The 12,033-nt window shown below is 37.9% G+C and carries 7 protein-coding genes and 1 pseudogene; all 8 read right to left on the bottom strand.

All coding sequences use genetic code 11. The features are described from left to right. A pseudogene (locus FTU65_RS09420) lies at window positions 1-1,746 on the bottom strand (class I SAM-dependent DNA methyltransferase); the annotation flags it as partial. A gap of 59 nt (window positions 1,747-1,805) precedes the next feature. Next, entirely contained in the window at window positions 1,806-2,546 is a 741-nt protein-coding gene (locus tag FTU65_RS09415; protein WP_145755881.1) for a M48 family metallopeptidase, read from the bottom strand. A 1-nt stretch (window position 2,547) separates the two neighbouring features. Beyond that, a complete protein-coding gene (locus tag FTU65_RS09410; protein WP_180066714.1) occupies window positions 2,548-5,829 on the bottom strand; it encodes a type I restriction endonuclease subunit R in 3,282 nt (1,093 codons plus the stop codon). Between the two features lie 11 nt (window positions 5,830-5,840). After that, the gene (locus FTU65_RS09405) at window positions 5,841-7,355 is read right to left on the bottom strand and encodes a hypothetical protein (RefSeq protein ID WP_002119842.1); all 1,515 of its coding nucleotides are present in this window, start codon (window positions 7,353-7,355) and stop codon (window positions 5,841-5,843) included. 23 nt (window positions 7,356-7,378) lie between these two features. Further along, window positions 7,379-8,614, bottom strand: coding sequence for a DUF6161 domain-containing protein (locus FTU65_RS09400; protein WP_180066712.1), 1,236 nt, complete (start codon window positions 8,612-8,614; stop codon window positions 7,379-7,381). 1 nt (window position 8,615) lies between these two features. Further along, window positions 8,616-9,854, bottom strand: coding sequence for a restriction endonuclease subunit S (locus tag FTU65_RS09395; protein WP_002119843.1), 1,239 nt, complete (start codon window positions 9,852-9,854; stop codon window positions 8,616-8,618). Continuing rightward, window positions 9,844-11,367 carry a type I restriction-modification system subunit M gene (locus FTU65_RS09390; protein WP_180066710.1) on the bottom strand — a complete coding sequence of 508 codons (1,524 nt, stop codon included), beginning with the start codon at window positions 11,365-11,367 and terminating at the stop codon, window positions 9,844-9,846. Before FTU65_RS09390 ends, FTU65_RS09395 begins: the two co-directional genes overlap by 11 nt. Next, the gene (locus FTU65_RS09385; protein ID WP_180066707.1) at window positions 11,367-11,987 is read right to left on the bottom strand and encodes a restriction endonuclease subunit S; all 621 of its coding nucleotides are present in this window, start codon (window positions 11,985-11,987) and stop codon (window positions 11,367-11,369) included. The genes FTU65_RS09390 and FTU65_RS09385 overlap by 1 nt, the downstream gene beginning before the upstream one ends. Window positions 11,988-12,033: the final 46 nt, after the last annotated feature.

Here is a 12,033-nt window from a genome sequence, read left to right as displayed (position 1 = left end):
TTAGGAATGCACCTCTTGTAAAAGTGCCATAATTTCACGGCTTACCGCATCCAAATCTGCATCAATCTCGCTTAAATCTCGTGGCGGTTCATACACATAAAAATGACGGTTAAACGGAATCTCATAACCCACAATACCAATTTCATTATCCTGTGCATCACGCTTATCAGCATTGATCCACGCATCAGGCACATGCGGCCCGACCTCACGCTTAAAATAAGACTCAATTAAATCGGTAGTGCTGACATTTGGATTAAGCGCAATGTTCTCGGCATCACGTAAATCACCATCTTGCACAAACTCAACCACTTTGCCTTTATATGTAAACTGACCATACAGTGGATTTTCAGCACCTTTAATGACTTTGCTTACCACAGGTTCAGCATCGGCATTTTTCCATGTAATGGCATCAATAAATTGCTTTTTCTCTTTGGTTTCAAGCTTAATGTTGGCATCTTTTAAGGCTTGCTTAAGTACTTCATCAAAGGCATTAAAGTCATCAAACTGCGCCGTGCCAATCTTGGCTTGTAGAGCTTCGGCTTTGGTGAGTAAGGTGCGTTGCTCTAACCAGAGTTTTGGCTCAAGCACAGTTTTAATGTCTTTTTCTTTCAGTTCGCTAAATTCAGCTTTAATCAGCGCACGAATCTCGGCTTCATACTCAGACAATTGACCATAGCGGTCTGCTGTCCATGTCGTACCATAATCGTCATACAGCTTTTGCATCACGGCATTAAATGGCTTTGGTGCAAAACGTAAAGTGGCAATACGTTCATCACTCACCTGAGCCGATAAACGTAACGGACTCTCAATGGTCACACGGCGGTAGCCAAACTCATAGCTGTTAAAAATTTTGCTTGAGAAGGTTTTAGCTGATTCAGTTTTAGGGCTTGCCGATTGACGACCACGATTCGATTTTACATCGGCAGGTTTATCCAACTCACGAGCATCCATCACATCAAAATTGCCATAGGTGCGAGTAATGAGGGCAATATCTTCTTCGCTCATTTCATTACGTTTTGAGCCAAGTGACTTACGCATTTTGCTATACAGATTACTGCCGTCTATAAGTTGTACTTTGCCTTTACGCTCAGCATCTTTTTTATTACTCAGTACCCAAACGTATGTGGCAATACCTGTGTTATAGAACATATCGGTCGGTAGGGCGATAATGGCTTCTAACAAATCGGCTTCTAAAATATAACGGCGGATTTCACTTTCACCACTGCCTGCACTGCCTGTAAATAGTGGTGAACCATTCAGGATAATCCCGATACGGCTACCTTGTTGATTATCTGCATCTGGCTGACGCATCTTGCTAATCAAGTGCATTAAAAACAGTAACGAACCGTCCGACACACGTGGCAAGCCTGCACCAAAACGCCCCTCAAAGCCTTTTTGCTCATGCTCAGATTTAATATCTTCTTCAATCTTCTTCCAATCCACACCAAATGGCGGGTTTGAGAGCATGTAGTCAAACTTCTCATAGGCAAGTTGGTCATTAGATAGCGTATTGCCGAGTTTAATGTTTTTAACATCCTGACCTTTAATCAACATATCGGCTTTACAGATGGCATAAGACTCGGGGTTTAACTCCTGACCATAGACACGGATCACCGCATCTGGGTTATGCTCACGCACATACTCTGTACCTGAAGATAAAAAACCGCCCGTACCGCAATAAGGATTACAATAAGTAGTATGGACACTCTCAATATTTTGTTTTTTATCAATATTAATAAATAAAAGAATGTCCATAAAATCCCTAACAACTATGGACATAATATTAAAGAAAGCATCACAAAAGTCTATTCAAAAAACTTCACAGCCATGTTATCTAATCTCTCTTTCACCACCTCCCAATCAGGCATTACTTGAGTCAAAAGTTGATAGAAACGATCACTATGGTTATGCTCAACTAAATGGCATAACTCATGCAGAATCACATAATCAATGCAGATTGTAGGTGCTTTAACTAGATGGGGGTTGAGCGTAAGTACACCTGATGGAGAGCAATTTCCCCACTGTGTACGCATGGTCATCAAACGAATATCGGGCTGATTTTCAACCCATAAAGCTTGTTCTAGAATACGTTGCAAACGTGCTTCGAATATGACTTTTGCTCGGGTTCTATACCATTCATTTAAATAAGATTTAATACTTTCAAGCCCCATATCCAAGGTGTTTACTTCCAATCTTCCTCTCAGAAGTTTTACACCTTTTGGCTTGGTATCATCATGAATCACTTTCAATTGATATTGTTTACCCAAATAAAAGTGGCTTTCACCACTTTTATATTGGCGAGGCGTGATAAATCTACTTTGTTCACGGAACTCTCGTAATTGTTTATAGATCCAACGACTACGCTGCTTTACCGCTTCAATGATTGTTTTATCATCTGCATTTAACGGGGTTGATACAACCACCCGACAATCAGCATAGACTTTAATCAGTATCTTTTGAGTACGACTAGGACTTTCAAGCACCTCAAAATCAAGAACTTCATCACCATAAACAATGCTTAACTTTCTCTCTGGCAGCTTATTCATCCTAGAGCCCATTCAAACCGACCCGAGTAATTTGTACAATCATTTCCACAATTTTTTTGGCTTGATCCATACCACTACCAATGGATTTACATTCACGGAACATCTGCGGTAATAGTTTTTTACGGATATCCGCTTCAATATTTTGTGGATTAATTGAGTTTTCAGCTACAGAGCTCATGACAGAAGTATCAACCTCAAAAGCGAGTTGAATCCACTTATTTTGATTCTGTTGATCTATTATCGAGAATGCTTCAGGTAATAGTTTTTTGAATACACCATAATAAGCTTGAGCATGCTTATTACCACTGAACACATCAGGAATTTCATCTAAACGACGAGCTTCAACTTGTTCTTCGAACTCTCTAAACAGCATGTGTTGCTTCAATGGGTGATCAAACTCTTTCTCAGCCTCTTCAATAACTTGACGTAACAGCTTAGAGAAAGCCTCCTGAGCATAGGGATCATCACGCAATTGCTGCTCAATCATCTTCGTTACACGAGTTTTGATGATATCCGTTTCATTACGTGTTTTCTCTTCACTCCAATCTTCAGGCTGAGCTATTTTACCCATCTTGCCGACTTCATAAACCCCATCAGGGTCCTTAACTTCAATACCCACAACATGCTTATCAATCAGTTTTTTGACTTGCTCTGCATACTGATCGTAGTCTACTGTCTCTCCAGCATCTCGTTTCACAATCTGACGCAAGCTTGTAAATAATTTGACTGTTTCTTTGTAGTGCTGACGATCTGCATCAGAAAAGTTTTTATCTTCAAAGAAGGTTGCTGACTGCAACGCAACTTTTAAACAACTTGCGAATTCTGTGAGTGCTTCATAAAAGTCATCGCGAACTTTTAAGTGAATATCGACTAACTCACCCTCACGCTCTTCAATGCGTGGGACTAAAACTTGGCGCAACTGCTCTGGATCATTTTTATTTTTTACACCATCAAAAATCGCCCATAGCGCTTTATACAAACGAGGTAAACGTTTGTATTCAGAGCTCATTTGCGTATACAAGCCTGTAAGATCATTGATATCATAGCCACCTTGGGTACGAGCAGCGAGATCTTGGTAATCAAGAATTGTGGCATCCAATTCTTTTAAAATACCTCGATAGTCGATCAATAAACCAAACTTTTTCATTGGATGAAGTCGGTTTACACGCGCAATTGCTTGGATCAGATTGTGCTGTTTTAAATTTTTATCAATATAAAGAACAGCATTTTTAGGTTCATCAAAACCTGTTAACAGCTTATCCACCACAATCAGCAATTTAAGCGAATCATCTTTTTCAAAACGCTCAATCACTTGTTTAGTATAGGCTTGCTCATCCTGAGTGCCGACATTGTCTTTCCACCATTGGGTCACTTCAGGAGTAGTAGATTCATCAACATCCGTATTCCCTTCACGACTATCAGGTGGGCTCATCACCACAGCAGACTCAAACAAGCCTGCTTCATCTAAGTACTTTTTATACTTAATCGCTGAAGCCTTGCTATCACAAGCAAGCTGTCCTTTTAAACCATCATCAATATTTTTCACAAAGTGATTGGCAATATCTAACGCAATCAGGCGAATACGATCATCCGCAGTATAAATTTCACCTTTTCTCGCAAATTTACGTTTTAAATCTGCTTTTTGCTGATCATTTAAACCTTCTGTTATCCGTTCAAACCACGTATCAATCGCTCGTTCATTGACATCTAAATCAGGAATTCGTTCTTCATAGAGCAAAGGCGTTACGGTTTTATCTTCTACCGCTCTTTGCATCGTATACGCATGAACAATAGGACCAAACTTGTTAACGGTCTTTTCATCTTTAAGCAATGGTGTACCTGTAAATGCCACGAATGCCGCATTTGGAAGTGCGAGTTTCATACGCACATGGTTTTCACCACCTTGGCTTCGGTGCCCTTCATCAATCAGGACAATGAAGTCTGAACTTGTGTTAACACATTCAGGAAGTTTGGTTGCAGAGTTAAATTTCTGAATCAAAGAGAACATGATTCGCTCTGTACCCTTACCAATTTGTTCAGCCAAGCGTTTGCCAGAAGTCGCCATAGCATTTAGCTTGTCTCTTTTTCCTGCCAGTTCACCACCTGATACAAAGGTTTTACTGAGTTGATCTTCTAAATCGACACGGTCAGTGACAACCAATATACGACATTGTTTTAAAGCTTCATGCAAGATCAATGCTTTACTGAGAAAGACCATGGTAAAAGATTTACCTGAACCTGTTGTATGCCAAATGACACCACCTTCACGGCCACCTTTGGTGTTCTTAGTACTAATACGCTCAATGAGTCGTTTGATACCAAAGATTTGCTGATAACGAGCAACAATTTTTCCTGCTTTCTTATCGAAAAGCGTATATAGGCGAACCATTTCGAGTAGTCGCTCAGGCTTTAATAGGCTGATCAGCAGTTGATCTTGACCTGTAACAGCTAAGTCTCCACCTGCAATTAGATTTTCATACCACTTGAGATCATCTGCATGACGATATGCGAACAAACTGTTTTTTTGTACAGCACTTAATTTCTTATTTTTAAGCGCATACATTTCTGCATCAGAAATATCTTCTTCTCGCCATGCAGCCCAAAATTTCGCAGGCGTATTACATGTACCATAGCGCCCTTCATGCCCATTAATGGAAAGAAGTAATTGGCTATAAGCAAAAAGATGTGGAATTTCATCAGGACGCTGATTGCGTAAAGATTGGGAGATCCCTTCGTTGATGGTTGGACCTTTCTTCGCTTGGCTATCTGGTCGTTTTGCTTCGATTACTACCAAAGGAATACCATTTACAAAGCAAACGATATCAGGTCTTCGATTATCTACACCACCTGAGCGTGTGACAGCAAATTCTTCTGTATATGAAAAGTCATTATTATGGATGTTATGCCAATCAATCAATGGAATCGTTGGGCTAACTTTTTTTCCATTCACAAATTCAGTTACAGGAATGCCGTAGAACAAATGGTTATACATTTTTTCGTTGGCAGTCAGTAATCCCTCATTTAATGCAGGGCTACAGATTTCGGCAATTAAGTTATCAACTGATTTTGGAGATAGTGGATATTCTTGACCCGCAAATGGAAAAGTACGTTTAGAAAGCTCTTGACGTAAAATTTGGCGTAAGACAACTTGGTCTTGTTTACCATCACGGGCAACAAGTGCCTGTGATGGCGGTAAAAATGACCACCCTAAGTTAGTCAATAAGGCTAAAGCTGGAAGTTTTGCACTGTATTCTTCTTGAAACTTAGGTAAATAAGAGTTCATATAAATTCAACTTATCCTATTTGTTTAGAAACTTCTTCAAACCACATGACCTCATTTGCTGCTCTAGTCTTTGGATCTACCAAAATCACTTTTACATTAGCCAAATGAGTATCTAAACGAAGCTTTTTCCTGACTTCTTTATCTGTTTCATTCGTATCTACTGTAATAACAAAAAGCTTTTTATCACTTTTTTCAATAAGTTCTCTAAATAATCCATTAATATGACTATCATCCTTATTAAACCCAAAACCTATCGAGATAATTGCATCCATATCTTTATAAGCATCAAATAATTCTACATAACGTCTCGACATTTCTACCGAAGTTAAGGGCTTCAAACCACTTTGAGTAAGCATAAATGGAACTAAAATTTGCTCACTCTCATGCAAATCTTTATCTTCAATCTGCATAACTTCATTTTTATAGGGATTATAAAAATCTTCCGTACTACCATTTAAATGGAATACATTAATAGGAGGTAGATTTAAATCATTCGATATTTCCTTAAATAGGTTGTTATAGTTAGATGTACCAACGACTCCTACTTCTTGACCAGAATCTATTAAACCTTTTACATCATGATAATAGCCATAATCGGGTAAATCCGTTGGCTTCTGCGCAATAATATAATCGTGGGCAATTTCCATAAAAATAGCCATTCTAGTGAATTTAGCCCATTCCGTTGATGGTGAAAATAAGTATCTAAAATGATCATCAATTAATTTTTGATAATCCAAAACGCTACAAAATATGTTCTCTAAAATTTGTTGAGTTACAGCCGAAAATAAATCAATTAAGGTTGCTTCTTCAGTTGTGTTGAATGTTCTTTTTTCGCTCAAAAGTAAATCTAAGGCTGTTGAACCGACTCGATCAAACTCCAAACGAAACATACCAAAAATATCATCAAAGATTGGTAAATCATCAGGCGCTGACTCGAATAATTCTTCATTTAGGTTTTGGACAAAGTCTTGCCCGTAAGCACCTACCAATAGTTGTAAGAAAGCAATTACATATCTATGAAGATCAGCACAATTTGATTTCGAACGAATGATTTCTAAAGCAGCTGAGTAATATTCAGTTCCGAAGAGTTTTACATCATTCGTTAACTTTTCATTAATTTTGATATCTTGGTCATATAGAGTTTCTCCAATATCCTTTCCCATCTCATTAGAAAACTTGTCTTTAACTAAGCCTTCTTCAATTTCTAGCTGACTGCAAGCCCAAGTAAACTCGTTATCAAAGTCATTCAATTTTTTGATAATTTCGTTTCTTTTATATTGGATTGATGACTCGATGATGCTAGTAAATTCATTTTTACCGAAAGCAAAAATACTCTTCTTTTCATAGCCTTTTGGCAACCATGTATTGGCATAAGGACTACGAGAATTAATTTTTAGTAATTTTGCTCTGAATGATTTTTTATAAGGTGTTGGATCTTTTCGAAATAAATCGATTGCGAACTTTCCACCACTTGGAAGGCCATAACTAATTTCTGCACCAGCACCAAAGAATAATCCTACTTTCATTGTAACCCCCTTCTTAAATATTATTAATTTTTCCCAGTTTTATTAATTAAGCCAGCAACCCCATCTAATCCTGGCATAGTAGGTCCTGACTCCGAAGCAAGCAACCCTGTTTCTGCACGGCTAAATAAAGCTTGTAAAATAATCTTTCTCGACTCTTCATCAGCATGAGTTTCATTACTTAATGCTAAATATACATATGTCAATTGTTGTCGCTCTTCGGCATCACGTTGAAGATGAAATGAACTAAATGCTAAGCGAGACAACATTCTGATCAAGAACACAAATGCAGAAATAATAACAGCCAAAAGTACTGTGCCTTGAAGGCTATGTAATGAAACTGTCATTTCTTGTCCATTGAGCCAGTGTGTAAACAGATATGTGAAATATCCAACTCCTCCACCCAATACCACAGCAAGAATTATTGACCAGATTATTCCCTGACATCTTAAACTCTTCGCTCGATCGTCCCAGTATTTTGCTGGTTTCTCCAATCTCAGTTTTTCAACATAAAGTTCTTCTAACTCTTTATGACGATTTATCGCATGATCCGTCATTTGATTAAAAAATGTAGAATGATCCGCAATGGTTGTATCTGAACGCTCTTTGCACTCAGCAAACCAATCATTAAACTCGCCCTGATTATCTGCATGCCAAGTCAAATAGTCCTGTCGAAATGCTTCAAAACCAGAGACCTGCTTATTGCGCTCCTCCTCAAGATCGTTTCTTAGCGTAGTAAATGCCTTTTTCTCAGCATGTCGTCGTTTAACTAAATGGCTTTGATCTTGTAACAAAAACTCATATGCCATGATATTGCCAATAAAAGTTGGCAAAGAAGTTCGACTATTCTGAAATGTAATCAATCTGGTCGATATCGCATTCCAAAATGCTGTTCCAGATTCTTCAGAATATCTATATGCATCTAATAATGATTCAGTACACGAATTACCTCTATATAGCCAATGCTGATTCATCCAACTGACAAATTGATTTTTGGTATTATCAAAATTCTGTTTATGTTGTTGAATATTATTGGGTTGGGGACTTTGCGACACTAAATCTTCAAAACTTTGTAATGCAACTAAAAAATTCTCAATTTGTTGTGAGTAAGCGTTAAAAGGGGATGATAGATTTTTCCCTAAATTACTCTTCTGTTCCAACCAATATTTTTTTTCAGCGTCAAAAAAAGTTTTAATCTCTTCAAATGTCGCCAAATCAAATGATTGTCCTAACCGATCTCGAATATTTAAATTAATCTCCATATCAAGCCACCACCTTGACACGTTTTTTACCTGTCAAAAGTTGTTGCATGAGTGCTTTTTTCTCTTGCTTTAAACAATCAAGTTTTTTCTGTAAAACTAAAATTTCTTCGTCACAGATATTTAAAACATTCGATATAGCTTGCTGCTCTTTTAGATTTGGCAAATTAATTTTGAAATCTTTAACCATACCTGCATTAAGGTTTGATTGTGTACCTTGCTGACCTTGTAACTTAATTCGGTCTTTTAATGAGCATAAATAAAAATATAAAAACTCATAATGCAAACAATCTTTAGGTCGAATCCCTAAAATAGCCTGAGAGGAAGTTACCTCAACTTTAGCAATACTACATTCACCAATTGATGCATACATAGCATATAAAATTGTATTTTTAGGATATAACCGAGCAGAACTATTCTCTACCCCTAAAGAAGTGAGAGTTCTTTCTGTAGTTGAAATCCATTTTCCGTGATTAGTCATATCCGCAATTGAAACCCATGGAATACCTCCATCATAGTATTCAGCAACACTAGATTTAGGTGTACCCCCACTATTCATCTCAGCGATATCTGCTAAACAAAAAATTTTCCATTTTTCGCTAAACCTCTCCCCACTCTCATCCAATAGCCGCTTCTTACCCGTCAACAATTGTTGCATTAATGCTTTTTTCTGCTGTTGGCTATTTCCAAGCAGTTTTTCAGTAATCGAAATCGCCTGATCCCAAATTGAAAGGATTTGGGCGATTTTATTCTGCTCTGCCAAAGGTGGTGTGTAGATTTTTAAACGTCTAACATCATCTTTTGTAATAGTCTTGGTTGTTGAACCACTAGCAAAAGATTTAACGTAATGCTCATTTTTTCTTAAATAGGTGTAGATAAAATATGGATTAGCCTTCTTAGGATCAATCCGAATTAAAAATAGATTCATTCCCAATGATACAGGCTTGCTAATTTCAGGCATAAAGTAAACTGTGCCAGGATTAGCAATTTTGTTCATGATTAAATCAGAAGCATAAACTTTTGATTTTTTTAGGAACTCATAAGCATGCTCATCTATATAGATAAGATTATTTTTAAAATCATTTGCTTCAAAATTGGTAGTTCGAATCATGACAGCATGATTCTCTTTATCCAATAATGTCACATTTTCTTTTAACTTTTCATAAGCACCATTAGCATGATAGTCCGTTAGAAGCTCAATAACATCACCTAGTGGTTTATAAAGAATAGTATTACTCTCCATAACCCAACTCCTCTAAATACTTCGCCATTTGAACTTCAAGCTCAGCAAGTTGAGTTTTTAACTGCTCACGCTCAGCACGTACAGCAACCAAATCAATCTCTGCTTCTTCTTCAAAAGTATCCACATAACGAGGAATGTTTAGGTTGTAGTCGTTGTTTTTGACTTCTTGTAAAGTAGCCAAATACGCATACTTATCTATGCTTTTACGAGTACGGTAGGTTTCAACAATCTTGGCAATATTATCTTCAGTTAAGTTGTTTTGGTTTTTACCTGACTTAAACTCACGGCTTGCATCAATAAACAAAACTGAATCATCAGACTTTTGCTTTTTGAAAATTAAAATCGCAGCAGGAATACCCGTACCGTAAAACAGCTTTTCAGGTAAACCAATCACCGCATCTAATAAGTTTTCGTTAATCAGTTTCTCACGAATCTTTCCTTCAGATGAGCCACGGAATAACACACCATGTGGAACCACAACACCCATACGACCAGTAACAGGTTTAAGCGTCTCAATCATGTGTGAGATAAAGGCATAATCACCTTTGGTCTTTGGCGGTAAACCACGACGGAAACGATCAAACTTATCATTCTCAGCTTGCTCATAACCCCATTTATCTAATGAGAATGGCGGGTTTGCAGTCACAATATCAAACAGCATCAAGTCACCATTCTTATCCAATAATTTTGGATTACGAATGGTATCGCCCCACTCAATTTTGTGGTTGTCTTCGCCATGCAAGAACATGTTCATTTTGGCTAAAGACCACGTTGAACCAATGGCTTCTTGCCCATAAAGTGCATATTCTTTGCTGTTGTGATTAGTTACAACCTTACGACCACACTTCATCAACAATGAACCAGAACCACATGCAGGGTCACAAATACTGTCACCTTTTTGTGGATCAAGTAACTCCGCAATTAAGTCAGATACTTCAGGGGGTGTATAGAATTCACCCGCCTTTTGACCACCACTCGCAGCAAAGTTTTTAATCAAAAACTCATAACCGTTACCAATCACATCAAGTGAACCCACACGGCTTGGTTTAAGATCTAATTCAGGCACAGCAAACACTTCTAAAAGATCTTTGAGAATGGTATTTTTCTGCTTTTCTTCGCCCAATTTATCGGTATTAAACGAGATATCTTGGAAAACACTTTTGCCTACATCTTTCAGCTTTGTGCCATTGGCTTCTTCAAGTGCATGTAAAGCCATATCAATACGTTCACCATTGCCCGGCTCAAAACGACGCTCATGCAAGGTATAGAAATTAGATTCACGAGGCAGTACAAAACGCTCGTTTTTCATCATTTCTTCAATCAGTTCAGGTTCATCACCATATTCGTTTTTATAATTGTCGTAGTGGTCTTGCCATACATCAGAGATGTACTTTAAGAACAGCATTGTCAAAATATAGTCTTTATAGGTATCTGCACTCACCGTGCCACGGAATACATCACATGCCGACCAAAGGGCTTTATTGACGGTATCTTGATTAATTTGAGTAACCATTATTTGTTTCCTTGGAGCAGTTGTTTAAACATGCCCATCATCATTTGTTCACGATTTTTAAGTAATTGTTGGGTCAAGATCTGCTCTTGCTCCCAAATACGGTTTAATTCGATTATGTGTTGCTGAATGTCCAAGCTAGGGACTTCAACTTCAAACTGGCTGACTGTGGATACGCTGAGCATCGGCATCTTCGAACCCTGACTTTCTTTGCGTAACTCATATTGCACATGAGGTTGATTCAAGTACCAGCATAAGTACTCAGGCAGTACATTTTGATTTGGCATCAGAATCAAAAATTGACTACTCACAATGAGTGGTCGTGCTTTTGATTGATCTTGATGACCTACAAAATAATGTGCTTTGAGATACTCTCCACGACAGGGCAACAAGATAGACTCAGGGTATACGATTGCATTATCCTTACCCTGCCAATCAATTTGCGGTAAAGCATCAGCAAAAAGCGTATAGCCACATGTATCCGTTGCAATGTTACGAATATCTTTGATCTGCAATACGTGGGCATTGCCTGACTCGACTTCTTCAACCTTTTCACGAAATGTAAAACCTGTGCGAATCTCGGCAAGATCGCTCAGTTTTACGGCTTTTTTTACATTTGACATAAATATTTACTCTAAAAGAGATTAAGCCGTCCTTGGCTCAATCCAT

It is taken from the genome of Acinetobacter sp. YH12129, from assembly GCF_013418685.1.
GTDB classification, from domain to species: Bacteria; Pseudomonadota; Gammaproteobacteria; order Pseudomonadales; family Moraxellaceae; genus Acinetobacter; species Acinetobacter amyesii.
Note: the sequence above shows the minus strand (reverse complement) of the source record. Positions and strands in the feature narration are given on the sequence as shown.

Bases quoted from the DNA above. Each gene is read 5' to 3' on its own strand.
- FTU65_RS09415 (WP_145755881.1), bottom strand. From the start codon at position 2,546: ATGAATAAGCTGCCAGAGAGAAAGTTAAGCATTGTTTATGGTGATGAA.
- FTU65_RS09410 (WP_180066714.1), bottom strand. From the start codon at position 5,829: ATGAACTCTTATTTACCTAAGTTTCAAGAAGAATACAGTGCAAAACTT.
- FTU65_RS09405 (WP_002119842.1), bottom strand. From the start codon at position 7,355: ATGAAAGTAGGATTATTCTTTGGTGCTGGTGCAGAAATTAGTTATGGC.
- FTU65_RS09400 (WP_180066712.1), bottom strand. From the start codon at position 8,614: ATGGAGATTAATTTAAATATTCGAGATCGGTTAGGACAATCATTTGAT.
- FTU65_RS09395 (WP_002119843.1), bottom strand. From the start codon at position 9,854: ATGGAGAGTAATACTATTCTTTATAAACCACTAGGTGATGTTATTGAG.
- FTU65_RS09390 (WP_180066710.1), bottom strand. From the start codon at position 11,367: ATGGTTACTCAAATTAATCAAGATACCGTCAATAAAGCCCTTTGGTCG.
- FTU65_RS09385 (WP_180066707.1), bottom strand. From the start codon at position 11,987: ATGTCAAATGTAAAAAAAGCCGTAAAACTGAGCGATCTTGCCGAGATT.